The sequence below is a fragment of the Kitasatospora sp. NPDC033851 genome (genome assembly GCF_055576085.1).
The window spans coordinates 222,670-249,606 of the sequence record NZ_JBVIRL010000011.1 but is presented as its reverse complement, the minus strand read 5'-3'; the positions used below and the strand labels follow the sequence as shown (position 1 = coordinate 249,606).

Annotated in this window: 15 protein-coding genes and 1 riboswitch; of the genes, 4 read left to right on the top strand and 11 right to left on the bottom strand. The window is 74.7% G+C overall.

The window, feature by feature from the left end:
• Positions 1-60: 60 nt before the first annotated feature.
• The 10 genes from ACZ51D_RS22575 to ACZ51D_RS22530 form a co-directional block, all read right to left on the bottom strand.
• Positions 61-1,245 (bottom strand): cytochrome P450, encoded by a 1,185-nt coding sequence (locus ACZ51D_RS22575; protein WP_465663369.1) that lies wholly within the window; start codon positions 1,243-1,245, stop codon positions 61-63.
• On the bottom strand, positions 1,239-2,024 hold the full coding sequence (locus tag ACZ51D_RS22570) for a thioesterase II family protein (RefSeq protein ID WP_465621385.1): 786 nt from the start codon (positions 2,022-2,024) through the stop codon (positions 1,239-1,241). Before ACZ51D_RS22570 ends, ACZ51D_RS22575 begins: the two co-directional genes overlap by 7 nt.
• On the bottom strand, positions 2,021-3,856 hold the full coding sequence (locus ACZ51D_RS22565; protein ID WP_465663368.1) for a non-ribosomal peptide synthetase: 1,836 nt from the start codon (positions 3,854-3,856) through the stop codon (positions 2,021-2,023). Before ACZ51D_RS22565 ends, ACZ51D_RS22570 begins: the two co-directional genes overlap by 4 nt.
• A gap of 9 nt (positions 3,857-3,865) precedes the next feature.
• Complete coding sequence (locus ACZ51D_RS22560; RefSeq protein ID WP_465663367.1) at positions 3,866-8,356, bottom strand: amino acid adenylation domain-containing protein; 4,491 nt, start codon at positions 8,354-8,356, stop codon at positions 3,866-3,868.
• Positions 8,357-8,388: 32 nt separating this feature from the next.
• Positions 8,389-13,128 (bottom strand): amino acid adenylation domain-containing protein, encoded by a 4,740-nt coding sequence (locus ACZ51D_RS22555; protein ID WP_465663366.1) that lies wholly within the window; start codon positions 13,126-13,128, stop codon positions 8,389-8,391.
• A 162-nt stretch (positions 13,129-13,290) separates the two neighbouring features.
• Positions 13,291-14,562: a glutamate synthase-related protein gene (locus ACZ51D_RS22550; protein ID WP_465663365.1), complete on the bottom strand. Its 1,272-nt coding sequence runs from the start codon at positions 14,560-14,562 to the stop codon at positions 13,291-13,293.
• A complete protein-coding gene (locus tag ACZ51D_RS22545; RefSeq protein WP_465663364.1) occupies positions 14,559-15,569 on the bottom strand; it encodes an asparagine synthetase A in 1,011 nt (336 codons plus the stop codon). Before ACZ51D_RS22545 ends, ACZ51D_RS22550 begins: the two co-directional genes overlap by 4 nt.
• A 61-nt stretch (positions 15,570-15,630) precedes the next feature.
• Complete coding sequence (locus ACZ51D_RS22540; protein ID WP_465621373.1) at positions 15,631-16,923, bottom strand: methylaspartate mutase; 1,293 nt, start codon at positions 16,921-16,923, stop codon at positions 15,631-15,633.
• Positions 16,920-17,312, bottom strand: coding sequence for a cobalamin B12-binding domain-containing protein (locus ACZ51D_RS22535; protein ID WP_465621416.1), 393 nt, complete (start codon positions 17,310-17,312; stop codon positions 16,920-16,922). The genes ACZ51D_RS22540 and ACZ51D_RS22535 overlap by 4 nt, the downstream gene beginning before the upstream one ends.
• Before the next feature lie 315 nt (positions 17,313-17,627).
• On the bottom strand, positions 17,628-18,893 hold the full coding sequence (locus tag ACZ51D_RS22530) for a helix-turn-helix domain-containing protein (protein ID WP_465663363.1): 1,266 nt from the start codon (positions 18,891-18,893) through the stop codon (positions 17,628-17,630).
• A gap of 322 nt (positions 18,894-19,215) precedes the next feature.
• Between ACZ51D_RS22530 and ACZ51D_RS22525 the strand changes: the two genes are divergently transcribed.
• Positions 19,216-20,199, top strand: coding sequence for a molybdopterin-dependent oxidoreductase (locus ACZ51D_RS22525; protein ID WP_465621371.1), 984 nt, complete (start codon positions 19,216-19,218; stop codon positions 20,197-20,199).
• A 67-nt stretch (positions 20,200-20,266) separates the two neighbouring features.
• Entirely contained in the window at positions 20,267-21,520 is a 1,254-nt protein-coding gene (locus tag ACZ51D_RS22520; protein ID WP_465621369.1) for a threonine/serine exporter family protein, read from the top strand.
• A gap of 71 nt (positions 21,521-21,591) precedes the next feature.
• Here ACZ51D_RS22520 and ACZ51D_RS22515 read toward each other — a convergent pair whose 3' ends face one another.
• Complete coding sequence (locus ACZ51D_RS22515; RefSeq protein WP_360498981.1) at positions 21,592-22,305, bottom strand: IclR family transcriptional regulator; 714 nt, start codon at positions 22,303-22,305, stop codon at positions 21,592-21,594.
• Positions 22,306-22,505: 200 nt separating this feature from the next.
• A riboswitch (SAM riboswitch) is annotated at positions 22,506-22,647 on the bottom strand.
• A 197-nt stretch (positions 22,648-22,844) separates the two neighbouring features.
• On the opposite strand from ACZ51D_RS22515, the gene ACZ51D_RS22510 reads away from it, so the two are divergent.
• Both ACZ51D_RS22510 and ACZ51D_RS22505 read left to right on the top strand, forming a co-directional pair.
• A complete protein-coding gene (locus tag ACZ51D_RS22510) occupies positions 22,845-25,796 on the top strand; it encodes a hypothetical protein (RefSeq protein WP_465663362.1) in 2,952 nt (983 codons plus the stop codon).
• Positions 25,793-26,935, top strand: coding sequence for a ComEC/Rec2 family competence protein (locus tag ACZ51D_RS22505; RefSeq protein ID WP_465663361.1), 1,143 nt, complete (start codon positions 25,793-25,795; stop codon positions 26,933-26,935). Before ACZ51D_RS22510 ends, ACZ51D_RS22505 begins: the two co-directional genes overlap by 4 nt.
• The last annotated feature ends 2 nt before the right edge of the window (positions 26,936-26,937 follow it).

Sequence of the window (26,937 nt, the reverse complement as noted above, 5' to 3'; positions counted from 1 at the left end):
GCCGGGAGCGGGAAGGGCAGGAGTCCCGGCAGGAACGCGGCAGTTGGGCACCGCCGGTGGTCAGCGCGGGATGAGGCGGACCGGGAAGTGGTCCAGGCCGAAGTTGATGATCGAGCGGTTGTGGGTGACCGGGCCGGTCGGTTCGATCACGGCGACGCGCTCCAGCATCGCCGTGAACAGGGCGCCGAGTTCGGCCTTGGCCAGCGGTGCGCCGATGCAGTAGTGGGCGCCGAGGCCGAGGGCGAGGTGCTTGTTGGGGGCGCGGTCCAGCAGGATCTCCTCGGGCCGGTCGAAGGCCTCCGGGTCGCGGTTGGCGGACCACACCCAGACGGCGACCCGGTCGCCGCGCCGGATGGTGCGGCCGTCGAGTTCGGTGTCCCGGCTCGCGGTGCGCAGGGTGTGCAGCCCGACGGAGGTCCAGCGCAGGAGTTCGTCCAGCGCCGAGTCCATGCCGACCTCGCCCTGCTGCAACTTCCGCCACAGTTCGGGGTGTTGGACGAGGGTGTGGAGGCCCATGGCGGCGGTGTGGCGGACGGTCTGGACGCCGCCGACCACGATGTTGTCCAGGTTGAGGACGACGTCCTCGACCGGCAGCAGCTTGCCGCCGACCCGGTAGGTCGCCATCTTGCTGATCAGGTCGTCGCGCGGGTCGGTGCGGCGCAGCATCACCTGGTGCAGCAGGTACGGGATGAGCTGCTGGTGGCCGGCCCGGCGCTCCTCGGGGGTGTTGCCGAGGAAGGCGACGTCGCAGACCCGCTCGACCATCTCGCGGTCCTTCTCCGGGACGTCCAGGAGGTCGCACATGACGGACAGCGGGAGGGCGGAGACGGCGTCGACGAGGTCCACCTCGCCCCGTTCGACGGCCTGGTCGACGATCGAGGCGGCGAGTTCGCCGATGCCGCGGGCGGCGCCGCGCACCGGACCGGGGGCGAAGAACGGGTTGGCCGGGGCGCGGAGTTCGCGGTGCCGGGGCGGGTCGGTGAGGGCCATCATCCGGCCGGATCCGACCGGGACGTTGCCCTCGCCGGCGCCGAGCAGCGAGCCCTGCTCGGAGCTGTAGAGGGCGGCGTCGCGCAGCACCTCCGCGGAGTGGCGGTAGGAGAGCACCGACCAGACCGGCCCGTCGTCGACGGTGTCGGTGCGGTGGACGGCGGCCTCCCGGCGCAGCTCGGCGACCAGGCCGGGGGTGGAGGGGCGGGCCCACAGGTCCGGGTCGGTGAGGTCGACGGCGGTGGTGGTCAGCATGAGTACTCCGTCGTGGGCTGGGGGGCGGCGCCGGGCCGCGTGATGAGGGAGGTCAGCAGGTCGACCGGGCCGGGCCCGTCGACGGTGGCGAGCAGGTGGCCGCCGGGGACGACGTGGTGGCCGGATCGGCCGCGGGTGTGGGCGGCCCAGCCTTCGAGGCCGCCGGCGGCGAGGAGCGGGTCCTCGACGCCGACGACGGTGTGCAGGTCGGAGCCGATCGGCGGGTGCGGGCGGGGCCGGTAGGTGGCGACCACGGCCAGGTCGGTACGGATGCCGCGCAGCGCGTGTTCCTTCAGATCGGCTTCGCCCTCGACGAGTTCGCCCATGCCGGCGAGGCGGAGCAGGTCGTCGGCGTCGTACCGCGGGCGGTCCTGTCCGGCCCAGGCGGCCGGCGGCGAGGCGGAGGCGGCGACGACCAGTTCGGGTCGCCGCTCGGCGGGCAGTGCCCGGGCGACCTCGTAGCCGAGCAGGGCGCCGAAGCTCTGCCCGTAGAAGCCGAACCGCCCGGTCAGGTGCGGGGTGAGGGCCTCCACGACGGCGTCGACCAGCAGGTCGAAGCTCGCGGGCATCGGGTGGCCGAGGCGGCCGCCGCGCGCGGGCGGGCGCAGGGCCCAGACCTCGACGTCCGGGGCGAGGGCGCGGGCCAGGGGGGTGTAGGCGGTGGCGTCGCCGCCGGCGTGCGGGAAGCAGAACAGCCGGAACGGGCGGTGCGGTTGGGGTACGGGGACCAGCAGCCAGTCCCCCTCGGCGCGGGGTCGCACCCGCGTGGCGGTGGTCATGCGCCGCTCACCCGGGCGCGGGCGGTCAGGGCGGGCCGGGGGGCGGCGGTGCCGGCGTCGACGGCCCGCTCGACGGTGGCGGTGAAGGCGGCCAGGTCGGCCGAGTCGAGCAGGTGGCGCAGCTGGAGCTCGATGCCGAGCCGGCGGCGCAGCAGGTGGACGACGCGCAGCGCGGCGAGCGAGTGGCCGCCGAGCGAGAAGAAGTCGTCGGTGGGCGCGAGGCCGGCCACGCCGAGCACGGTGCTCCAGACCTCGGCGACCTGCGCCGCCAGGCCGGTGGCTTCCTCCGGCGCAGCCTCCGCGACGGCGGTGGGGACGGGGACGACGGCGGGGACGGGCAGCGCCGCCAGGTCGACCTTGCCGTTCGGGGTGAGCGGCATGGCGTCCAGCACGGTGATCACCGAGGGCACCAGGTGGGCGGGCAGGGTGGCCCGCAGCCGCTCAATCAGCTCGGCGGCGGTCGGCCCGGCGGTGGTCGACCCGGCGGCGGCCGGCCCGCCGGTGACGTAGCCGGCGAGCCGGCGGTCGCCGGGAGCGGGCTCGTACACCGTGACGGCGGCGGCCTGGACGCCGTCCAGCCGGGCCAGGGCGTGCTCGATCTCGCCGAGCTCGATCCGGTAGCCGCGCAGCTTGACCTGGCGGTCCACCCGGCCGACGTACTCCAGCCGCCCGCCCTCGCCGCGTCGGGCCTGGTCGCCGGTGCGGTACATCCGGGTGCCGGGCTCGCCGAAGGGGTCGGCGACGAAGCGCTCGGCGGTCAGTGCGGGCCGGCCGACGTAGCCGTGGGCGAGCCCGGGCCCGGCCACGTACAGCTCGCCGACGACGCCGGCGGCGACCGGGGAGAGCTTCTCGTCCAGCAGGTGGAGGCGCACGCCGGGCAGCGGCTCGCCCAGGTGCGGCCCGGGGCCGGTGATCGGCGCGGTGACGGCGTCGACGGTGCACTCGGTGGGCCCGTACATGTTGAGGGCGTCGATGCCGGTGTCGGCCAGTTCCCGCCAGGTGCGCTCGGGGACGGGCTCGCCGCCCATGAACAGCCGCGGTACCCGGGCCCCGGTGAGCGGCTCGCGCAGCAGCTCCCAGTGCGAGGGGGTCAGGTCGAGGTCGGTGACGGCGTGCTCGGCGAGCAGGCCGGCCAGCCGGGCCGGGTCGGCGCGGTGCTCGTCGCCGATGACCAGGACGGTGTCGCCGCGGCAGATCCGGGCCCACTGCTGGACGGAGGCGTCGAAGGAGACGCTGGCGTTCCAGCCGACCACCCCGGGCTCGGCGCGGTAGGCGCCGTCGGCCTCCAGGGCCGCCACCAGCGCGGCGACGGCGCCGCGCGGCACCTCGACGCCCTTGGGGCGGCCGGTGGAGCCGGAGGTGTAGATGACGTAGGCCGGGTCGAGCGGGTGGGCCTGCTCCGGCAGGTCGGGCAGCTCCGGCAGGTGGGTCCCGTCGGCGGTGGCGTCCGGGCGCAGCACCGGCACGTCCTGGGCCGCCGGGAGGCCGTCGGCGCTGATCAGGGCCGCGAGCCCGGCGTCGGAGGCCATGAAGGCCAGCCGCTCGGCGGGGTAGGCCGGGTCGAGCGGAACGTAGGCGGCGCCGGCCCGCCAGACGGCGAGCAGGGCGACCGGCAGGTCGGCGGTGCGGGCGAGGTGGACGCCGACCCGGTCGCCGCGGCCGACGCCGCGGGCGCGCAGGGCGCGGGCCAGGGCGGCGGTGCGGCGGTCGAGTTCGGCGTAGTCCAGGCGGGCCGTTCCGGTCTGCCCGGCGGAGGCGGCGGGGGCGAGGACGGCGGTGCGCTCGGGGTGGGCGGCGACGGTGGCGCGCAGGCGCTCCAGCAGGTCGGTCATGACGGCTCCTCAGGACTTTCGGACGGCGGTGGCCATGGCGTGCAGGGCGGCCGTGTAGGTGTCGATGAACTGCTCGGCGGTGCGGTCGGTGACCAGGGAGCGCTGGTGGTCCACGGCGAGCAGCACCCGCTGCGTGACCGGGTCCTGGATCACCGAGGCACCGAAGGCGAAGCTGTTGGGTTCGTGGCGCAGGGTCGGCTCGGTGCCGATCCGGCCGTCCACGATGCGGGCCGAGCTGAGCCGGCCCAGGGCGTGGAAGCGCAGGTAGCCGAACTGGCTGTCCAGCGCGGTGTCGGTCATCAGCCGGGCGAGGCGGGCGAAGGGCACCCGGCGGTGCGGCATCATGTCGAGCTCCTCCCGGTGGACCTCGCGGGCCAGGGCGAGCAGGTCGTCGGTGGGCTCGCAGCTCAGCGGGACGGTGTTGAGGAACAGCCCGTACACCTCGGTGCCGCCGAGCCGTTCCAGCCGGCCGTTGACGGCCAGGCCGGTGGTGACGCGCGGTCGCCCGGTGACGGCGGCGAGGGCGTGCAGGTGGGCGGCGAGCGCGACCGACTTGACGGGCACGGCCAGTGCGTCGGCAACCAGCCGCAGCTGTTCGGGCGCCTCGGGCAGCACCCGCTCGACGGTGCGCGGCGCCTCGTGCACGTCCTCGCTGCCGGGGAACAGCTGGCCGCTGGCGCCGGACAGCCGCTCGCGCCAGTAGGCGAGCGACCGCTCGTCCTGGGCGGCCTGCCGTTCGACGGCCACGAAGTCGCGGAAGGCGGTGCGCGGCGGCGGGGTGGGGGCGCCGAGCGGGTCGGCGGCGAGGGCGGTGTGGCGTTCCAGGATCTCGGTGAGCAGGGAGGTGAAGCTCCAGCCGTCGAGGATCGCGTGGTGTTCGGAGACGGTGAGCTGGAAGGCGTCCTCGGCGAGGCGCTGCACGGTGATCCGGAACAGCGGCGGCGCGGTGAGGTCGAAGGGCGTCCACCGGTGGGTGTCGAACACCTCGCGGATCGCGGTGTCCTGGTCCTGTTCCCCGCGCAGGTCGGCGAACTCGACGGGTGCGGGCAGCCGGCCGTGCACGAGCTGCAGCGGTTCGCCGTAGCCGGACAGGTCGAGGCCGGTGCGCAGCACGGCGTGGCGGTCCATCGCCTCGGCGACGGAGCGGCGGAAGGCCGGTTCGTCGAGGTCGCCGCAGATCCGGTAGGAGTTGACGTTGTGGTAGCTGTCGGTGCCGCCGGCGATCTCCATGTGGAAGACCATGGAGAGCTGCATGGACACCATCGGGTAGGCGTCGACGAGGCCGGGCGGCAGGTCGGCGCGGTCCTCCGGGGTGATCAGGGCGAAGGGCTCGTGGGCCGGCGGGCCCTCCGTGACGGGCTGCGCGAGCGGCAGCAGGGCGGCGACGGTGGGGGCGTTGAAGACGTCCCGCAGGCTCACGCCCCAGCCGCGCTCGTGCAGCGCGCCGGCGAGCTGGACGGCCCGGATGGAGTCGCCGCCGAGGTGGAAGAAGTCGTCGTGGACGCCGATGCCGTCCACCCCGAGGACCTCCGTCCAGACGGCGGCGAAGGCCTCCTCCTCCGGGCTGCGCGGCTCGACGTGGCGGCCGCCGGTGGCCGTGCTGCGCTGGCCGGGGGCGGGCAGCGCGGCGCGGTCCACCTTGCCGTTGACGGTGAGCGGCAGCGACTCCAGCACGGTGAAGCTCGCCGGGACCATGTACGGGGGCAGCGAGCGGCCGAGGAAGGCGCGGACGTCGGCGGGCTCGCGCCCGGTGACGTACGCGGCGAGGCGGTCCTCGTGCACGGTGACGACGCAGGCGTCGACGTCCGGGTGGGCGGCGAGCGCGTTCTCGATCTCGCCGAGTTCGATCCGGAAGCCGCGCAGTTTGACCTGGAGGTCGGCGCGTCCGATGTACTCGAGCCCGCCGCCGGGCAGTCGCCGGGCGACGTCGCCGGTGCGGTAGAGCCGGGCCCCGGGCGGGCCGTACGGGTCGGCGACGAAGCGGCCGGCGGTGAGGCCGGGGCGGCCCCAGTAGCCGTGGGCGAGGCTGCCGCCGCCGATGTACAGCTCGCCGGCCGCGCCGGGCGGGCAGGGCCGCAGCCAGTCGTCCAGGACCTGCACGCTCAGGTGCGGCATCGGCGCGCCGATCAGGCTGCGTTCGAATCCGGCGCTGTCGGCCAGGTCGTGGGTGGTGACGTGGACGGTCGTCTCGGTGATGCCGTACAGGTTGCAGAGGCGGGCCGGGGGCGGCGGCTCGAGTCCGAACCAGCGCTGGACGACGGCCGGGTCCAGCGCCTCCCCGCCGAGCATGATCCACTTCAGCGCGGGCAGGGCACGCGGGCGGCGGCGCAGCACGGGCTCCAGCTGGCGCAGCGCCGAGGGGGTGAGGCAGAGGAAGGAGACCCGCTCCTCCTCCAGCAGCTGGGCGAACTCCTCCGGCGAGCGGCTGGTCACGTACGGGACGACGACCAGGCGGGCGCCGTGCAGCAGGGCGCCCCACATCTCCCAGACCGTCCAGTCGAAGGCGTAGCTGTGGAAGAGCGTCCAGGTCTCCTCCGGGCCGAAGCCGAAGTGCTCCGCGCCGTCCGCCATGAGCCGGCTGACGTGCTCGTGGGCGACCGCGACGCCCTTGGGGCGGCCGGTGGAGCCGGAGGTGAAGATGATGTAGGCGACGTCGCCGGGGCGGCCGGCGGCCGGCGGGCGGGTGTCCGGCCGGGCGGCCAGGTCCGCGGAAGCGGTCAGGTCGTAGGCCTGCCAGGGGCCTTCGGGCACCCGGTCCGGGCGGTCGGTGACCACCAGGGTGACGTCGGTGTCGCCGAAGACGAGCGCGGCGCGGTCGGCGGGGGCGGCCAGGTCGACGGGCACGTACGCGGCGCCGGTCTTGAGTACGCCGAGGACGGTGACCAGGACGTCGGCCGTGCGGTCCAGCAGCAGGCCGATCCGGTCGCCGGGGCCGGCCCCGCGGGCGCGCAGGGCGTGCGCGAGGCGGTTGGCCCGGCGGTCGAGCTCGGCGTAGCTCAGGGTGCGGTCGGGGTCGCTGACGGCGGGCCGGTCGGGGTGGGCGTCGACGGCCCGCTCGAACAGGTGGTGCAGGCAGTGGCCGGGAGTGTCGGTGGCCCGGACCGCCTCGGCGGTGCGGGTGGTCAGCCGCAGCACGGTGGCGTCGGGGTCGTCGAGGGCCGCGGTGAGCAGGGCGTCGAACTCGGCGGCCAGCCGGCGGACGGTCTCCGGATCGAACAGCTCGCTGCGGTACTCGGCCTCGCCGCGCAGTTCGCCGCCGGTGCCGCCGCCGGTGCCGCTCTCGCCGCTGTCGAAGACGGACCAGGTGAGGTCGAACTTGCTGGTGCCGTTGGAGCGCACCCGGCTCTCGGCGGTGGCCGGGCCGAGCGCGAGCGGGGTGCGGTCCTCGGTGTGGGCGCCGAACACCACCTGGACCAGCGGCGGGTGCTGCGCGGTGCGGGCGGCACCGAGGTGGTCGACCAGCTGGTCGAAGGGCACGTCGAGGTAGCCGTAGGCGTCGAAGGCGACGTCCTGGACGTGCTCCAGCAGGTCCCGGAAGCTCAGCGCGGGCGCGAGCCGCAGCCGCAGCGGCAGCAGGTTGACGAAGTAGCCGAGCAGGTGCTCCAGTTCGGGGCGGTCGCGGGTGGTGACCGGGGTGCCGATCACCAGGTCGTCGGCGCCGGTCCAGCGGTTCAGCAGCAGCGCGAAAGCGGCCAGTTGGACGGTGAACGGGGTGACGCCCTCACTCTCGGCCAGGGCGCGGACCCGGGCCGCCGTCCCGGGCGCGAGGCCGAACTCCTCGGTCCGTCCGGCGGCGCCGCGCTCGGCGGGCCGGGGCCGGTCGGTGGGCAGCTCCAGCAGGCCGGGCGCGCCGTTCAACTGCTCTTTCCAGTAGGTCAGGTGCTCCTCGTAGGAGGTGCCGAGCTCCTCCTGTGCGTAGTCGGCGTACTGCGCGGTCAGCTCCGGCAGGACGGCCTCGCGGCCCTCCAGCGCCGCGCCGTACAGCTCGGCGAGCTCGCGACCGAAGACCTCGGCGGACCAGCCGTCCCAGACGATGTGGTGGACGGTGAACAGCACCGTGGTGCGCTCGTCCGCGAGCCGGAAGGCCTCGGCCCGCAGCAGCGGGCCCGCGGCCAGGTCGAAGGGCTCGGCGCAGCGGGCGGCGAGCAGTTCCTCGAGGCGCCCGGCCTGTCCGGGGCTCTCGGCCTGCCCGGGTTCGGCCTGCCCGGGGCCGGCCTGCGGGCGCAGGTCGGTCACCGCGAGCGGCACCCGCAGGTCGTGGTGCACCTGCTGGCGGGGGCCGTCGGGGTGCAGCGCGAAGGTGGTGCGCAGCGTCTCGTGCCGGGCCACCAAGGCGTCCAGCGCGCGCCGGAGCAGCGCGAGGTCGAGCGGGCCGGTGACGTCGACGGTCCAGGGGGTGCAGTAGGTGACGGCCTGCGGGTCGAGGCGGTCGAGGAACCAGAGGCCGCGCTGCAGCCCCGAGACGGGCGCGGTGCGCGCCGGGCGGTCGGACGGGCTCACGGCCTCGTTCCCTTCGTGTGCGGTACGGTCCGTCATCGGGCGGCCAGCCGTTCGGCGATGGCGCTCACGGTCCTGGCTCGGAAGACCAGTTGCGGGGGGACGCGGGTGCCGGTCTCCCGGGACAGCCGCATCGCGACCCGGACGGCGGCCAGCGAGTTGCCGCCGATCCGGAAGAAGTTGTCCTCGCGGCCGACCTCGGCGAGTTCGAGCACCTCGCGCATCGCCTCGGCGACCAGCCGTTCGGCCTCGGTCAGCGGGTCGGCGGCGGCGGCCCGGCGCCCGGCGGGGGCGGGCAGCGCCTTCCGGTCCGCCTTGCCGTTGTGGTTGAGCGGCAGGGCGTCCAGGACGTCGAGGGTGGCGGGCACCATGTGCTCGGGCAGCAGGGCGGCCAGGTGGTCGAGCAGGGCGTCCGGGGCGGGGGCGTCGGCGCCGACGGTGACGTAGGCGGCGAGTCGGCGGTCGCCCGGGGCGGGCTCGTGCACGGTGACGACGGCCTCCTGGACGGCCGGGTGGCGGGTGAGCGCGTCCTCGATCTCGCCGGGCTCGACCCGGAAGCCGCGGATCTTGATCTGGTCGTCGATCCGGCCGGTGACCTCCAGCAGGCCCTCGGCGTTGACGTAGCCGAGGTCGCCGGTGCGGTAGAGGCGCTCGCCGGGGGCGCCGAACGGGGAGGCGACGAAGCGTTCGGCGGTCAGGCCGGGCCGGCCGAGGTAGCCGTGGGCGAGGCCGCCGCCGGAGGCGTACAGCTCCCCCGTGACGCCGGGCTCGACGGGGCGCAGCAGCTCGTCCAGGACGTGGATGCCCTTGCCGCGCAGCGCGACGCCGATCGGCACGGAGCCGCCGGTGACGTCGGCGGGGGTGACCTCGTGGCAGGTGGTCAGGCCGAGGCTCTCGACCGGGCCGTAGCCGTTGGCGACCACCAGGCCCGGGTGGTTCTCCAGGGCCTTGGCCACGTGGGTGACCGAGGCCCGCTCGCCGGCGGTGAAGGCGAGCCCCAGGCCGTCGTAGGTCTCCGGGAACTCCTCCAGCAGGAAGTTGAACAGGCTCGCGGAGAGCTGGAGGCGGGTGACGCCGTGGCGGCGGGTCAGCTCGGCGATGGTCTGCGGGTCCGGCCGCTGGCCGGGCTGCAGGACGCAGGCCGCGCCGAAGCACAGGGCGCCGTACAGTTCCAGCGCGAAGGCGTCCCAGGAGACCGGCGAGCACTGCAGCCAGACCTCCTCCGGGCCGAAGCGGGCGTAGTCCTGGCCGAGGTAGGTGGTGGTGAGCGCCCGGTGCGGGACGGCCACGCCCTTGGGGCGGCCGGTGGAGCCGGAGGTGAACATCACGCAGGCGAGGTCGGCGCCGTCGACCGGCAGGCCGAGGTCGTGCGCCGGGTGGCGGGCGAGTTCGGCGGCCGAGGCGTCCAGGTCCACCTGACTGCGGACGGCGAACGGCACGGTGGCGTGCCGGTGGGTGATCACCGTGGCGGCGCCGGTGTCGGCGACCGCGCCGGCCAGCCGCTCGGCCGGGAAGTCCGGGTCGAGCAGGGTGTAGGCGGCGCCGGTCTTGAGTGCCGCCAGCAGTGCGGTGACCAGGTCGGGCCCGCGGTCGGCCAGCACGGCGACGGTGTCGCCGCGGCCGATGCCCAGGCCCGCCAGGTGGCGGGCGAGCCGGTTCGCGGCGGCGTTCAACTCGCCGTACCCGACGGTCCGTTCGCCGGATATCAGGGCGGTGGCCCGCGGGGTGCGGGCGGCCTGCGCCTCGAACAGGGCGTGCACCGGCACCTCGACGGCGGCGGCCAGGGTGCCCAGCCACTCCTCGCACAGGCCGGCCATCGTGGCGGCGCCGAAGAGGTCGCTGTCGTACTCGAAGCGGCCGGTGAAGCCGGTGCCGCGGTCGTCCACCGAGACGGAGAGGTCGAAGCGGGAGACCGGGTTGGAGTGCAGTGCGCGGGTGACCTCGTGGCCGCCGACCGTGAACGGCCGGCTGTCCAGCGGGTGCAGCTCCAGCAGGACCTGGCAGAGCGGGTTGCGGTCCTCGGGGCGTTCGTCGAGCACGGCGTTCGCGATGTCGTCGAAGGGCACCTCCTGGTGCCGGTAACCGCCGATCGACACCTCGCGCACGTGCCGGACCAGCTCGCGGAAGGACGCGCCCTCCTCCAGCTTCAGCCGCAGCGGCAGCAGGTTGACGAAGTAGCCGATCAGACCGTCGAGTTCGGCCCGGCCGCGGACGTTCACCGGCGAGCCGAGGACCAGGTCGCGCTGCCCGGAGCGGCGGTGCAGGGTGAGCGCCAGTCCGGCGAGCAGCACCATGAACGGGGTGGCGTCCTCGCTGCGGGCGAGCGCCCGGACGGCCTCGCCCACCGGGGCCGGCATCGCGAACCGGTGGAAGGCGCCGCGGAAGGCCTGCTCCTCGGGCCGGGGGTGCTCCGGCGCCAGCGCCGGGGCGGTCGGTGCGTCACGCAACTGCTCGCGCCAGTAGTCGAGTTGGCGATCGGCGGTGTCGTCCTGGTACTGCCAGGCGGCGTAGTCGGCGTACTGGACGGCGAGTTCCGGCAGCTCGGCCGGGCGGCCCTCGGCCAACGCGGCGTACAGCTCCTGAAGTTCGGCCTCCAGTACGGCCAGCGAGCCCTCGTCCCAGACGATGTGGTGGAGGAGCAGCAGCAGGGTGGTCGCCCCGCCGGCCCGGAAGACCCGCGCCCGCACCAGGGGCCCGGCCGCCAGGTCGAAGGGCTCCAGCGCGGCCTCGGCGACCAGGTCGTCCACCCGGTCGGCGGTGGTCTCGGTGAGCGTGAACGGCAGCTCCACGGCCGGGTGGACGACCTGGCGCGGTCCGTCCTCGGCGAGCTCGAAGGTCGTCCGCAGGCTCTCGTGCCGCTCGACCACCCCCGCCAGTGCCCGCCGCAGCAGCTCGGGGTCGACCGGCCCGGTGAAGCGGAACACCCAGGGCACGACATAGGTCGGCGCGTCCGGGTTCCACTGGTCGAGGAACCAGAGGCCGCGCTGGAACTTGGACAGCGGGGCCTCGACGGCACCCGACCTCGTCAGCTCCGGACGCTCGCCACCCGCCGAGGAGGTCACCGCGGCGGCGAACTCGGCCAGCGTCGGCGCGTCGAAGATGGTGTACGGCGAGATCATGCCGAAGACGTCGAAGACCCGGCCCACCACGCGTACGGCGGTCAGCGAATCGCCGCCCAGGTGGAAGAAGTTGTCGTCGGCCCCGACCTCCGGCACCCCGAGCACGTCCGACCACACCGCCGCGATCAGCTGCTCGGCGGGGGTGCGCGGCGGGCGGCCGGCCGGCTTGCCCTCCGGCGCGGCCTGCGGCTCGGGCAGCGCCCCGCGGTCCACCTTGCCGCCGGCGGTCAGCGGGAACGCCTCCAGGGCGGTGAGCGTCGCCGGGACCATGTGCTCCGGCAGCCGCTCGGCCAGCCAGGCCCGGGCCTCGGCGTACCGCGGCGCGGCGCCGGTCACGTACCCGGCCAGCCGGCCCTCGTACGCCACCACGACGCAGCCGGTGACGCCGGGATACCCGGACAGCACCTGCTCGATCTCGCCGGGCTCGACCCGGAAGCCGCGGATCTTCACCTGGTGGTCGCCGCGTCCGAGGAACTCCAGCGGTCCGTCCTCGGCCGTCCGGCGCACCACGTCGCCGGTGCGGTACATCCGTGCACCCGGGGTTCCGTCCGGGTCCGCGGACCGGTCCGCGAACGGGTCCGCGACGAAGCGGTCCGCGGTGAGGCCGGGACGGCCCAGGTAGCCGGACGCCAACAGCGGGCCGCCGACGTACAGTTCGCCCGACTCGCCGGGCGCCACCGGCCGCAGCCGCTCGTCCAGGACGTAGAGCCGCCGGGCGCCGAGCGCGGTGCCGATCGGCACCCGGGCCGCCGGCTGCTCCTGCTCGCCGGAGATCCGGTGGGTGGTGGCGGTGACGACGGTCTCGGTCGGCCCGTACGCGTTCAGCAAAGGCACCCCGGTCGCCGCCCACCAGGCGGCGGCGGTGGCGGGCTCCAGCTTGTCGCTGCCCGAGATCATCAGCCGCAGGGTGCGCGGCACCCGGCCGCCCAGGGCCGCCACCACGTCCTGGAAGTAGCCGGCGGCCAGGTTGGCGACCGTGACGCCCTCGGCGTCCAGCAGGTCCAACAGCTCGGCCGGGGAGAGTAGTTGCTGCTCGGGGAGGACCAGGCAGGCCCCGGCGGACAGGGCGCCGAGCACCTGCTCCACCGCCACGTCCACGGTCGGGCGGGCGAACTGCAGCACCACGTCCCGCTCGGTGAGGCCGAAGGCCTCCACCACGGCGTCCAGGTGGCCGGTGAGCGCGGCCGGCGGAACGTGCACGCCCTTGGGGCGGCCGGTGGTGCCGGAGGTGTAGATGACGTAGCCGGCGCCGGCGCCCGTCTCGCCGGTGAGCTCGGTCAGCTCCGTGAGTTCCTCGCCGGCGAGGGCGAGGGAGGCCCCGGCGTCCTCGGCGATCCAGCGGTTGCGCTCCTCGGGGGCGGTCCGGTCCAGCGGCAGGTAGGTGGCGTCGGCCCGCAGGACCGCCAGCAACGCGACCACGTGGTCCAGCCGGTCGCGGCCGGTGACGGCGACCGTCCGCCCGGGGGCGAGCCTGGCCGCGAGGGCGGCGGTCAAGCCGTCCAGCTCCCGGTAGCTGACGGTCCGGCCACCGGTCCGGACGGCCGGCCGCTCCGGGAAGCGGTGGACGGCGGAGGCGAACGGCGCGAATGCGGACGACGGGAATTCGGGCGTCTCGAATTCGGACGTCGCTAGTGCGGACGTCGTGGATTCGGGCATCGTGGATTCGGTGGGGAAACCGCGCGAGGACATCATCCAACCCCAGATCGTGAGAGAAATCGGCGACGAGAGCGACGATAGGGGGAATGCGACGGCCCTATCGGCAGAATGAGCGGAAGGAAATCGGCAGTTTCATCATGCCGCTTTCCGAGCAGGCCAGAGCTACCGGCCGGGGGTGATTCCAAAGCCCTCCGGGGACCATACGTCCTCCCGGTCGAGGGCGGCCGGAGCGTACTTTCCGAGCGCGCTGATCAGCAGCCGGAGTTCCAATGCCAGGCATTCCGTGAAACGTCGGAGCCCGGATTCCCGGTCCTCCGCGACGGCCAGCAGCGCCGCCCGTCCGAGGCCCACCGCCCGGGCGCCCAGCGCCAGGCTCTTGACCGCCCGGGCGCCTTCCCAGATCCGTCCGGAGACCAGCAGGGAGGGCGGCGGATCGGCCGTCAGCCGGCGCAGGCACTCCGCGAGCGGCAGCCCGACGTGCGGCAGGAACACCCCGGGCGCCCAGCCGGTGCCGCCCTCCGCGCCGTCCACCACGACGGCGTGCGCGCCGGCCTCGTGCGCCACCCGGGCGGCCTCGGCCACGTCCCGGCCGGGGTAGAGCTTCACCCAGATCCGCACCCGCGGGTAGTTGTTGCGCATCAGCCGGATCTGCTGGCGCAGGATCTCCGCGGTGAAGGTGCCCGGGGTCGCGGCGCGCAGCACCCGCCCGTCGCCGAACAACGGGTCCAGCCCGAAGCGGTCACCGAGCGCGGCAGCGGCCTCGGCCTCCAGCACGGTCATCCCGCCCAGGCCCGGCTTGGCGCCCTGCCCGACCTTCAACTCGAAGGCCAGGCGCCCGGATTCGAGCAGCGGCAGGGCGGCCGGGTCGCTGTGGACGAGGTTCCACACCTCGGCGTCGGCGTCCTCGGTGCTCTGCTGGACGGCCACACCGCCGAGCCCGTCCGGGAGTTCCTCGGTGTAGGCGCGCAGCCGGCCGAGCAGGGTGCGGTCGGCCGCCTCGCCGAGCCGGCCGTAGCCGTTGACCGGCACCACGTTCTCGCCGATCACCATCGGGATCCCGAGTGCCCCGGCCTGCCGGCTGAGGGCCAGCCCCAGGTCGCCGCCGGCCGCCCGGGTGGACCCGGTCGCGGAGACGTACACCGGCAGTGCGGAGGCGAACCCCCCGATGGTGGTGGCGAGTTCGACGTCCCGGTAGTCGGGCTCGCGGCCGAGGTCGATCAGCTTGGCGAGCCGCTGCGGCAGGAACAGCGGTGGGACGATCCGCAGCTCGTCCAGGGCGTCCGGCCGGGCGGGCCGGTCCGTCGCGTCGGGTTGACCGGCGCCGAACAGCACGTGCCCGTACTCCTCGGCGGGCGGGAACGCCGCGGCCGCCCCGGCGCGGGCCCGGCGCCGGACCTCCTCCTCCGGGAAGCCGGGTGCACTCAGGTCGCTCACGGGGACACCACCCCGGCGAGCTTGGGGAACGCACTGGCCTGCCAGACGGCGTCCAGCCCGGCAACGTAGCGGGTGAGCCGCTCGACGCCGATGCCGAAGCCCGCACTGGCCGGCACGCCCTCGCGCACCAGGTCCAGGTACCAGCGGTACTTCTGCGGGTTCTCGCCGGTCTCCCGCATCCGGGTGATGATCTCGGCGTAGTCGTTGGTGCGCTGGCTGCCGCTGCACAGCTCGCCGTAGCCCTCGGGTGCGAGCAGGTCGAAGTTGCGCAGCAGGCCCGGGTCGTCCGGGTGCTCGCGGTCGTAGAAGCCCCGCGAGCCCTTCGGGTAGTCGGTGACGAAGAACGGGCGGTCGCGCCGGGCGGACAGCAACGCCTCACCCTCCCAGTCGAGTTCGGCCTCGGCGCTCTGCGGGTGTCCGATGCCCCGCAGTTCGGCGACCGCCTCCGCGTGCCGGATCCGCCCGAAGGAGCCCTTCAGGAGTTCGGCGAACGCCTGCGGATCCCGGCCGAGTTCGGCGAACTCCTTGGGCAGCTCGCGCACCGCGCTGTCGACCATGTGCACCACCAGGTCCTCGGCCAGCTGGACGACGTCGTCCCGGCTCGCGCCGGCGACCTCCACGTCCAGCTGGTGGAACTCGGCCAGGTGCCGGCTTGTCCCGGCGGTCTCCAGCGGTTCCAGGCGGACGTTCGGGGCGATGCAGAAGATCTTGTCGAAGGCGAGCAGCGAGGCCTGCTTGTACAGGATCGCGCTGGTCATCAGCTTGTAGCGGTGGCCGTAGAAGTCGATGTCCACCTGCTTGGAACCGCGCGCGCCGGGATCGGTCACCGGGCCGATGATCGGCGGCAGCAGCTCGACGAAGCCCCGGCCGCGCAGGAACTCGCGGGCCGCGGTCAGCAGTTGCTGCTGGACGCGGAGCGCGCTGCGGGTGGCCGGCGCGGTCAGGTGGCGGCCCGGATCGGTCGGGGGCATGGGCGTGGAGTCGGGCAGAGGCGTGGAGTCGGGCATGGTCGGGGTCCTGTTCTCTCGCGGAGGGTCTGGTGTCGGGAAGCGTCGGTGCTCGGCCGGTTCAGCGCACGGCGGGAAGGCCCCGGGGTACGGGTGGCTCGGCCGCCCGCGGGTCCTGGCCGTCGTAGCGCCGCTGGACGTGGGAGAGGGCGGCCAGCAGTCCCGCCGAGCCGAGGATGGGCGGGCGCCCGCCCTCGACGAGTCCGGCGATCGGCATCGAGCCGACGGCGGACCACTGCAGCCGCCCGTCCGGGTCCAGCGAGCTGCGCGTCCGCCCGGCGTTGTCGGGGTGCAGGCAGTACGGCACGTCGAGGTAGCCGGCCGCGAACGCCCGCACCAGGGCCCGCCCGAGGTCGGCGTCCAGGTCGAGCACCGCGCCGATCAGCGCCCTGGCCTCCGCCTCGACCCCGGTGTCCGGCGGCTCGGTGGGCCGCGGGCGGGCGCGCTCCGCCGCGGCGGCCGCGGCGGCGGTCTCCAGCGCCCGGACGTTCTCGGCGACGGTCGGGATGCGGTGCGCCTCGGCGGAGGTCTTGACGATCAGCCGGGCGGCGCCGCCGCGCACGGCGAGCCGCGCGGCGTCCTCCAGCAGCAGCCGCGCGCCACCGGGCGAGCGCGGGTACACGCCCATGTACGCGTACACCACGAGGTGCCAGTCGACGTCCGCGAGCAGTTCGCCGGCGATCCGGCCGAGCGCGGCCAGCGCCTCCTCGTCCTGGCGGGCGTTGGTCTGCTGGGCGTAGCTGAGCGAGATGCTGCGCAGGCCGTGCTGGCGGAAGAACAGCGCCTCCAGCACGCTGATGGCGATCAGCAGCGAAGGCGGGCAGAGCTGGCCCATCATGCAGCCGCCGAAGGTCTCCAGGTGCGGTTCAGCGCCGAACTCCCGGGTGGTGGAGAGGAGTTCGCAGCTGCGCCGCCAGCAGGCCACCGCCTCGTGGAGCGGGGTGCGGCCGTACGGCAGGCAGTAGGAGACCGGTCCGCCCTCGGTGGCGTCCAGGCCGGCTGCCAGCAGTGCTTCGAAGATCCGTTCCGGCGAGGCCGAGCCGTGCCGGACCTGCACCGGGAAGCCCGCGTCCGCGACCCCGCGCAGGACCGCCCGGGTGACGGCGACCGGGTGGGTGGCGATCGGGTAGCCGTTGAGACCCGCCCCGACGGCCAGGGCGCGGCGCGCGGCGTCGAGGTCGCCGGTGCGGGTGTAGCTGTCCAGGGTGATGGTGCCGACGGTGACGGCGGACGCCCCCCGGGTGGCGAGCAGGCCCGCCCGCATCGAGGCCGCCGCCGCCATGCCCATCCGGGGCTGGACCACCAGGGCGCCGGCCTCCGCGGCCTGGGCCACGAACGCGCCGAAGCTCGTCACAGCAGGACCCGGGAGTGCAGGCCGTCGACGAACTCACGGAACCCGGCCACCGAGGAGCCCTCTTCGAAGACGGCGTCGAAGCCGGCCGCGAGCAGCGTCCGCTCGCGGTCGGGGTCGTCGGCTCCGGCGATGCCGAGCTTGCCGCCGATGACGGTCGGTGTGCGCCGCAGTTCCGGGCAGGCGCGCAGGGCCGGGATGACCCGCAGACCCTCCTGGTGGCCGTGCCCGTTGACGCTGCTGATCACGATCAGGTCCGGCTCGATCCGGCGGCATTCGGAGAGCAGCAGCGCGTCCGGGACGCATGCGCCCAGATTCGTCACCCGATGCCCCATTTCCTCCAGCAGGAACTGCAGGAACACCAGGTTCCAGGTGTGCGAATCCGAGGCCATCGTCGTCACGACGACGTCCAGTCCGCCCCGTTCGGCATTTCCGTGCACCACAACTCAGCCCTCATCGGTAGAGATCGTCGATGGAATTCCGCCGACGCCCCGGCCGGCGGCCCGGGAATTCCGGCGCGTCGTCGGCGACGGCCCAGCCCCACGGAGAACGTTAGGAACGACGGGGCCCGGCAAGCGGCAGCTCGTGCGGCAAAAAGCGGCAGAATCGACGCCGGCGGATGCCCGGCCGGGGAGTCACCGCATCGTCAGCCCGCCGGCCCATGGCGGTTCAGCCCAGGGCGGTTCAGCCCGCCGGCTCACGGCGGTTCAGCCCGCGACGGCCAGCAGTGGGACGTCCCCGGCCGTCGGAAGCCGGAGTCCGGGCTCCTCCCGGACGAGGCGCCGGCACAAGTTGAGCACCGTGAAGCGCACGCCGTCACGGGCGGGCACACTGCGGATCAGCCCGCGGGACAGCAGTTCGTGCACCGTCGCCAGGCAGGTCTGCAGCGCCCAGCCGCTGCGCGCCGCCGCGTCCTCCCCCGACCAGTCCCCGGGCTCGTCCACGAGCACCGCCAGCAGGGCGCGCTGACGCTCCGACAGTGTCCGGATGGCCGGCTCCACCTCGTCCCGCACGTCACCGCGCGCGCCGAACACCAGCGGCGGCGCCGCGAGCGTGAACGGGACGGCCCCCAGCCGGGCCACCAGCTGGGCCGTGGACTGCACCAGCGCCCACCCCGCCGCGCGCTCCAACGCGCCCGGCAGGCCGTCCAGGTGGCGGCAGAGCTCGGCGACGGCTGGCGCCTCGGAGCGCTCCAGGGTGTAGCCGGGGCGCAGCCGGCACAGGTGCGAGAGCAGCAGCCGGACGGCGCCGACCTGCGCCAACGCCTCCGGATCGGTGTCGAGTTCGGGGGCCGGGACGGGCAGCGGCGCGAGCGGGATGACCTGGCCTCCGGGCAGCGGCCGGGCCTCCCGGGCGGTGATCAGCACCCGCAGCCCGGGGCAGTGGTGGAACAGCCCGTCCAACTGCCCGGCGTCCACCCCGCCGTCGGCGCCGTCCAGCACCAGCAGGGCGGGCCGGTCGCCGATGTGCCGGACGATGTCGTCCAGCAGGCCGCGCCAGGGCTGCGGGCCGCCGCCGCAGTCCACCCACCGCACCGACCAGCGGGCGGACAGGTGCAGCCGGCGGGCCACCTCCAGCGCGAGCCGGGTCTTGCCCACCCCGCCGAGTCCCACCAGCGAGACCAGCCGGTCCCCGTGCACGGCGAAGGCGTCGGCCAGTACCTCGGTCTCCATCTCCCGGCCGACGATCGCCCCGCGCGGCACCGGCGGGGCGGCCGGCTCGGCCACCGACTCGGCGACGAGCGGGTGCCGGCGGGCGGCCTCCTCGAAGTCCGTCCGGCTGCGGCCTTCCAGCCGCAGCGCGTCCGCCAGCAGCCGGACGGTCTCGTTGCGGGGCCGGCGCACCCGGCCGCTCTCCATGTCCCGGATCGCCCGCACACTGAGGGTCGCGTGGTCGGCCAGGCACTGCTGCGTCAGCCCGATCCGCTCGCGCCGTAGCCGCAGCAGCTCGCCGAAGCCCGCCGCCGTTCTCACCGCTTGCACCGATTGCCCGCCGTCCATGCCTCGTCTGCCCTTCGTGGTCCGGACTGCTCCTGAGGTCGGGCCGGCGGCGGCAGCAGCACTGGGCACCGCGCGGCCCGTGGTTCGGCCGTACGAGCCCCGGTGGTCAGGCTGTGGCCTCCGAACCGGTTCCCTCCGGTTCCCGATGCTCCAGGCTCGCCGTCTACGCCCGATCAACGATCGATCACCGGCCCCACCCGCGACCTTCACCCCGGCCTCACATCCCGCCCGACTGTCAGTCCCTCCTTGTACGGTCGGTCCCGGTGACAACGCTGCCGATCCGAGAGTGTGACGCATGTTCAGGACAGACCCGGAGACGCCCGACCTCTTCATCACCCCGGTCGAGGACGTCTTCATCCGCAACCACCTCGGGCCGCACCCGCGGCTCGAGGCGGCGACCTTCTCGCTCACCGTCGAGGGTCTGGTCGAGCGGCCCCTGCGGCTCGACCTGCACGCGCTCCGGGGCCTGCCGCAGACCCGCTTCACCGCCGTCCACGAGTGCTTCGGCAACCCGCTGCGCCCCGACGTGCCGACCCGCGCCGTCACCAACGTGGAGTGGGTCGGCATCCCGCTCGCCGCCGTACTGGACCTCGCCGGTCCGCGCCCGGAGGCCCGGCACGTCTGGCTGGAGGGCGCCGACCACGGCGCCTTCGCGGGCGAGAGCGGCGTGAACTACCTCAAGGACCTGCCCCTCGACCAGGCGGGCTCCGAGGTGTTCCTCGCGCACACCATGAACGGCGAGCCGCTGCCCCCCGACCACGGGTACCCGCTGCGGGCGGTGGCGCCGCGGATGTTCGGCACCAACTCGGTCAAGTGGCTGACCAGGATCGTGCTGGCCGCCGACCGCCCCGAGCACCTCTTCACCACCCGCCTGTACGTCCGCACGCTGCCCGGCGAGAGCGAGGCTCGGCCGGTCCGCGAGAAGGACGTCAGCAGCAAGCTGCTCACCCTGCGGGACGGGCAGTCCGTTCCGGCCGGGAGCTGTGAAGTGGCGGGCTACGCCTGGAGTTCCACCGAGGTGACGGCCGTCGAGGTCGCCGTGGACGACGCCGACTGGCAGCCCGCCGCCCTGGACGGGCGCGGCCCCGACCCCACCTGGCAGCGCTTCCGCCTGCGGTGCGACCTCGCCCCGGGCCCGCACCGCGTCCGCTGCCGGGCCACCGACTCCGCCGGGCGGGTCCAGCCGCTCACCGGGGACCGGAACGCCGTCCACGAGGTGCACGTGGTGGCCGAGGCGCGGGAGTCCGCCGGGGTCGGCGCGCGCCCGGCCGGGCGGTGATCGCCGGGGAAGCGAACAGACCGGGGCACAGGCGGACCGAACCGGGCGGGATGGGACGATACCTGCCATGTCTAGCAAGTCTCCATCGGTCCAGGGCGCCGGCGCCCCGCCCGACCCGCTCCTGCGTCTGCTGCTCGAACTGGGTGAGGCCCTGTTGGGCGGCGGTCTGCCCGTCCATGAGGTCGAGGAGGAGCTCCGCGGGCTGGGGCGGGCGCTGGGGGCTCCGCAGGCGCGGGTCGCGGCCCTGACCAACGGGCTGTTCGTCGCCCTGGGCGCGGACGAGGCCACCCGGTTCCAGCCGGTCGGCGCCGCGCTGCGGTTCGAGCAGACGGCCGCCGTCCTCCATCTGGTGCACCGGCTGCGCGCGGGTGAGCTCGACGGGCCCCGGGCGCTCGCCGAGCTGGACGGGATCCGGCGGGCGCCGGCCCGCTGGCCGGCGTGGGTGGCGGACCTCGGGGCGCTGCCGGTCGGGGTGGGGGTCTGCCTCTTCCTGCAGCCGGTCGCGGCGAACGTGCTGGCGGCCGGGCTCGGATCGTTGGTCGTGGCGGGGCTGACCGTGCTCGCACGGCGGTTGCCGTACCTGCGGCCGCTGCTGCCCGTCACGGCCGGGTTCCTGGTCGCGCTGCTGGTCCTGTCGCTGGCGCGGGCCTCTCTACTGGACGGCTCGTTGCGGACGATCGTGGCCACGCTGGCGATCCTGCTGCCGGGCGGGCTGCTGGTCACCGGGTTGTCGGAGATCGCCGCGGGTGCGGCCAGCGCGGGTACGGCCCGGCTGGTGTCCGGCGCGGTGCAGCTGGCGCTGTTCCTCGCCGGGGTGGCGGCGGCCGCGAGCGCGATCGGCATGCCGGCCACGGCGCTGGCCAATGTGCAGGTGGCCAAGCCGAGTTGGTGGGTGATCGGGCTGGGTCTGGCGATCGCCGTGGCCGGGGTGGTGGTCAACGTCAACACGCCGCCCTCGGCGATCCCGTGGATCGTCGCGGTGATCGCGGTCAGCGTCACCGTCCAGGTGGTGGTGGGATCGGTGCACGGCGCGGCGATCGGCGGCCTGGCCGGGGCGGTCTCCGCCGCGGTCGCGGCCACCCTGGTGCACTGGGTGCCGGGCGGTCCGCTCTGGCAGGTGCTCTACCTTCCGGCGTTCTGGATCGTGGTGCCGGGCTCCTTCGGCCTGTTGAACACCGCGCAGATCGAGGTCGGCAACGGCGCGCAGCCGGTGCTGGCGGCCGTGTCGGCGGTGTTCGGGGTGTCGATCGGCACCCTGATCGGCTCGGTGATCAGCCGGATCCCCCGCCCCTCCCTCCCCGTCCTGCAGCCTCGGGCGTGAGCCGGACGGCGGGAGAGGCGGCGGGAGGGACGGGGAGGAGCGGGGCGAGGAGGAGCGGCCGACGAACCCGGTCAGGAGTGGCGTAGCGCTTCGGTGAGGCGGTGCGCCGCCTCGGTGACGGCCTGGGAGAGCTGGGCACCGGGGTGGCGGGTGAGCCGTTCGATCGGGCCGGAGACCGAGACCGCGGCGACGACCCGGTTGGACGGGCCGCGGACGGGCGCGGACACGGAGGCGACCCCGAGTTCACGTTCGCCGATGGACTGGGCCCAGCCGCGGCGCCGTACGCCGCTGAGGGCGGTGGCGGTGAAGCGGGCGCCCTGCAGGCCGCGGTGGAGGCGTTCGGGTTCCTCCCAGGCGAGCAGGACCTGGGCGGCGGAGCCGACCTTCATGGGGAGGGTGATGCCCACCGGAACGGTGTCGCGCAGGCCGGAGAGCCGCTCGGCGGCGGCCACGCAGATCCGGACCTCGCCCTGTCTGCGGTAGAGCTGGGCGCTCTCGCCGGTGACGTCGCGCAGGTGGGTCAGGACCGAGCCGGCGGCGGCCAGCAGGCGGTCCTCGCCGGCGGCCGCCGACAGCTCGGAGACGCGCGGGCCGAGGATGAAGCGGCCCTGCATGTCCCTGGTGACCAGGCGGTGGTGTTCGAGTGCCACGGCGATCCGGTGGGCGGTGGGCCGCGCCAGGCCGGTGGCGGCGACGAGTCCGGCCAGGGTGGCGGGACCGGCCTCCAGGGTGGCGAGGATCGAGGTGACCTTGTCGAGCACACCGACGCCGCTCGTGTTGTCCATGGAATGGGTACTCCGTCTCAAATCCCGTGAGCGGCGGGTCGGCGCTGCTCACGGAGGCTCCGGGCGGGGAGCGGGGGTGGTCAGCGAGGACAGGCCGGAGAGGAAGTCGGCCGATTGCCTGCGCCGGGCACGAGACGGGTACGCGAAAGGGCCGGGGCGGGAAGCGCCCGGGCGAAGGACAGCACAGAGAGCACCGTGTCTCCTCATCTTTCCCGCGCCACAGTGGCGACAGGCCGGAGTTGGCACTGATCCCGGACGGCACGGCGCGTACTTCGGACGCCGGTCGACCGGGGAGTTGCCGGGGCTTCGTAGGGCCGGTCCCTCCACCCCTCTGGATGATTCGCGAAGAACCATACAAGACTCCCCGGGCAGCACGTCAAACCTCCACCCCTCACGCGCAGGCAGCGGCGGGCGGCCCGCCGGCCGGGCCTTCCCCGGTGGGCCCCCCGGTGGGCCCGATTCGTGGGAGAGTGGAGGAGTCGGGAGTTCCGGCCTGAGCGGTGGCCGACCTCCCCCCGGAGACACTCCAGAGGTCTCCCATGACACAGCTGAACGAGATCCGCTCCATCGCCCCGGAGGCCCTCGCCGTCGCGGGTGTGCTGGACCCGCCGGTCGCGGCCGGGGCGGGATCGCGGGGCTACGACGACTTCGTCGACCCAGGCGACCTGCCGGACTCCGCGCAACCGTGGCAGTGGCACTGGTCCCCCGACCTCCTGTCGCGGCTCGCGGAGGACAGCCGGCTGCAGGTGAAACTGGGCTACAGCTGGTTCGAGGCCGCGGGCAGCGCGGCCGGACCGGTGCGACTCACGCTGTACGGGGTGCCCCACCGGAGCCGGCACGCGCTGGCGACGCGCCTGGCCGAGGCCCGTCCCGCGGTCGGCGCGGTCTTCATCGCGGACGACACCCTGGAGCCGGAGCCCCGCTGGCAGTGGCCGCTGCGCCTCTGCGCCGTCACGACGGAGGCCGCCGAGGGCCTGTTCGCCGTGCTGGACCACGACGCGGAGGTAGCTCCGGTCATCGACGTGTACACCCTCGGCGAGCAGGACGGGGACTGCGACGTGCTGGCCGTCTCCGGCGCCGCCGAGCTCGACGCGCTGACGGCCGGCGGCGGCCTCAGCGCCGTCTGCCTGGCCTGGTGCGCCCCACAGCCGCCCGACCCGCACCAGCTGGCCCAACTCGACGCGGCCGCGCGCAGGCTCGACGCCTCCGGCTGGGTCGTCGCGGACCTCTCGGCGACCGGCGCGGTCGACTGGCTCGACCGGTTCGTCCGCCATCTCTCCGAGAACCTCGCCCTGGACGAGGCAGCCGGCCGCGCCGGCTCCTGGCTGACGGTGGCCCACCCCGGGCTCGCCGAGCACCACGCGGTGGCCGAGGGCCTGGCGGCCGCGGTCGAGCCACCCCCGGCCCCCGCGGTGCCGCCACCCCCGGTCGAGCCGGCCGAGCTGCCGGCCGGTGGCTCGGCCGAGCCGTACGCCGGTGGCCTCGGCGGGCAAGCGGCGGACGACCTCCGTCTCTCCGACCGGCGGCCGCCGCTCGCGGCCCTCACCGACCGGATCCGCCGCGCGGCCGCAGGCGTCCGGTTCAACGGGATGCGACTCGGCGGGGTCGTGGCCGACGCCGTCCGGGAGGTCCGCCAGGCCGGAGCGGCGCCCGGCGTGACCAACGACCGCTACCTCCAGGCACTCGTCAGCGACCAGCAGACGGGCAACCGGCTCCTGCACGCCTTCCACGCCGGCGCGGTGAACGAGATCCACCTCCGGGTGGGTCCGCACAGCGCCGAGTGGCACCAGATGGCGTCCGCGTTCCCCGAGCAGGGCCTGGAGTTCCGGGGCGGGGCGGCGCGCCTCACGGTCGCCTTCGACGAGGAGCGGGACCAGGCACTCCTCCACGAGCCCGTGGAGGTCTTCCTGCCCCGGCGGGGCGCCTCCAGCGAGGCCGTCTTCCCGGTGACGGTCGGCGCCCAGGAGCGGGAGATCCGGTGCACCGCGCGCGTCTACTACCGCAAGCGCCAGCTGCAGCGGCTGGTGATCAGCGGCCCGGTCGCGGCGTCCGACGACCCCGTGGACGGGCGGGAGATCGCGATCAACGGCGAAGCGTACGACTCGCTCGCCGAACCGCCGAGTCGGCACGACGACACCGACACCGGCGCGGGCGCGGGCGCGGGCGACGCGGCCGACAGCACGGCAACCGACGCCCGCTCGGCGACGATCCGGATCGTGAGCGACGAGGTCCTGGTGGTCGGCACCGGCGAGAACGGCCCGGTGCGGATCCCGGATCTCGACCGGTTCCGGGCCGGAATCCGGGGCCTGCTCAACCAGTCCGTGAACGAGGACGCCGCCGCCACCGGCGCCGGCCCCGGCCCCGGCTCACCCGCACCGGTCGGCCTGCTCCGCGGCCTCGCCCAGCAGGGCAGCTCCCTCTACCAGCAGTTGGAGCAGCAGGGGTGCGGCGGTTTGAAGGACGCCGCGTCGCTCCAGCTGGTGTCGGCCGAGACGGCCGAACTCTGGCCGCTGGAGTTCGTCTACGACTACGGGTATCCCGCCGACACCGCCAAGCTCTGCGACGGCTGGCAGCACGCCCTCGAAACCGGGATCTGCTCCTGCCGCCGCCCGGACCGCTCCGGCCTCCTCAGCCGCAGGACCATCTGCCCGCTCGGCTTCTGGGGCCTGCGCATGGTGATCGAGCGCCGGGTGGAGCGCGCCCAGCTCGACCGCAGCGTGGTCGAACAGGCCCCGCAGGGCACCCGCAGCACGCTGCGCCCGGTCGACGGCGCGCTCTTCGCGGCGAGCAGGATCGTCCGCAAGGCGGACCGGGACCACGCGGTCGGCACCCTGCTGGACTCGTTCGGACCCGACGCCCTGCACACGGCCGACAGCTGGAAACGCTGGCGGCAGGTGGTCAAGACCGAAGGTCCCCCGCTGCTGCTGGCCGTTCCCCACCACGGACACGACCAGGGGGCGACCCCGGTCCTGGAGATCGGCCGGGCGAGCAAACTGCCGTCGCTCCTGATCGACCGCCGGGACATCGTCTCCGACCTGCACGATCACGAGGTCGGCCCGGTCGTCATGCTGCTCGGCTGCAACACCGCCCAGGAGGACGTCAGTTGGCAGAACGTGGCAGCGAGGTTCCTGGAGAAGAGCGCCCCGGTCGTGGTGGGGACGCTGGTACCGACCCTCGGTCGCCAGGCGGCGGTGATGGCGGGCATCGCCGGCGTGATGCTCGCCGGGAACACCCGCGAGGACCTGACCATCGGCGAGTTGGTGCGCGACATCCGGCGGCAGCTGCTCCTCCGGGGTTGCACGCTGGCCATGGCAGTCGTGGCCTTCGGCGACGCCCGCTGGCTGGTCGGCAACCGACCGCCAGTGACCGACGACGGGCCGGCAGCGGTCGGTGGTGGGGGTGGAGGTGGGGGTGGGGGTGGTGGGGATGGTGGTGGGGGTGGTGGCACACCGGAAGCCGCACCGCAAGGCGCACCGGGAGGCGGATCGTGATCACCATCGAGATGCTGCCCGCCGCACACGGCGACGCACTGTGGGTCGAATGGCCCGGCAGCGGAACGGACGTCCACCGCATGCTGGTCGACGGCGGCCCGAGCCCCGTCTACCCGGCGGTCTTCGCCCGGGTGAAGGCACTGCCGGCCCGCAGCCGCCACCTGGACGTCCTGGTCGTGACCCATGTGGACGGCGACCACATCGAGGGCGTCGTCCGCCTCCTGCAGGACCGCGCCGCGCTGAACCTCGCGATCGACGACGTGTGGTTCAACGGCTGGCCGCAGGTCTCCGAACGGACCGACCTGCTCGGCGCCGCCCAGGGCGAGATGGTCCAGGCACTGATCGACCGTCAGAAGCTCTCCTGGAACGCCGCCTTCGGGCTTCCCCACGCGGGGAAGGCACCGCCCGCCCTCTGCCTCGCCGACCGGGGAGCGCTGCCGACCGCCGAACTGCCCGGCGGCGCCCGGGCGACCCTGCTCTCCCCCGGCCGGCCCGAGCTGGACGCGCTGCTGCGGGAGTGGGGGCGGACGGTGAGGAGCCTCGGCATGACCCCCGGCGACCCCGACCAGGCCCTCGCCCTCCTGGCCCAGCGGAAGAACCTGCGCGGCCTCGGCACCGACCTCCTCGGCGGCGAACGGCTCGACACCTCCGTGCCGAACGGTTCGAGCATCGCCTTCCTGCTGGAGCACGACGGACACCGGCTGCTGCTCACCGGCGACAGCCACGGGGACGTCCTCGGGCGCGGCCTGGACCGGCTGCTGAAGCAACTCGGCGGGACCAGGCTCACGGTCGGCGCCCTCAAGGTCCCGCACCACGGCAGTGCGGCCAACACCACGGACGGCCTGCTGTCCCGGCTGGACACCCGCCGCTTCCTCGTCTCGACCAACGGCGACAAGTTCCACCACCCCGACGCGGCCGCGATCGACCGCATGATCGCGGCGGTGGACCACCTCGACGCGGCGGACGGCGGCCCGGTGGACGGCAGCACGGCGGACGGCGGCGCCGCTCCGGCCGAACTCGTCTTCAACTACCGCAGCCGCACGACGGAACCGTGGGCCGACGCCGCGCAACAGCGCGAGCGCCACTACACCGCCGTCTACCCGGCGGCGCCCGCGACCGGCACGACCGTGGAGGTCTGATC

Bases quoted from the DNA above. Each gene is read 5' to 3' on its own strand.
- ACZ51D_RS22575 (WP_465663369.1), bottom strand. From the start codon at position 1,245: ATGCTGACCACCACCGCCGTCGACCTCACCGACCCGGACCTGTGGGCC.
- ACZ51D_RS22570 (WP_465621385.1), bottom strand. From the start codon at position 2,024: ATGACCACCGCCACGCGGGTGCGACCCCGCGCCGAGGGGGACTGGCTG.
- ACZ51D_RS22565 (WP_465663368.1), bottom strand. From the start codon at position 3,856: ATGACCGACCTGCTGGAGCGCCTGCGCGCCACCGTCGCCGCCCACCCC.
- ACZ51D_RS22555 (WP_465663366.1), bottom strand. From the start codon at position 13,128: ATGCCCGAATCCACGACGTCCGCACTAGCGACGTCCGAATTCGAGACG.
- ACZ51D_RS22545 (WP_465663364.1), bottom strand. From the start codon at position 15,569: ATGCCCGACTCCACGCCTCTGCCCGACTCCACGCCCATGCCCCCGACC.
- ACZ51D_RS22535 (WP_465621416.1), bottom strand. From the start codon at position 17,312: ATGGCCTCGGATTCGCACACCTGGAACCTGGTGTTCCTGCAGTTCCTG.
- ACZ51D_RS22525 (WP_465621371.1), top strand. From the start codon at position 19,216: ATGTTCAGGACAGACCCGGAGACGCCCGACCTCTTCATCACCCCGGTC.
- ACZ51D_RS22520 (WP_465621369.1), top strand. From the start codon at position 20,267: ATGTCTAGCAAGTCTCCATCGGTCCAGGGCGCCGGCGCCCCGCCCGAC.
- ACZ51D_RS22515 (WP_360498981.1), bottom strand. From the start codon at position 22,305: ATGGACAACACGAGCGGCGTCGGTGTGCTCGACAAGGTCACCTCGATC.
- ACZ51D_RS22510 (WP_465663362.1), top strand. From the start codon at position 22,845: ATGACACAGCTGAACGAGATCCGCTCCATCGCCCCGGAGGCCCTCGCC.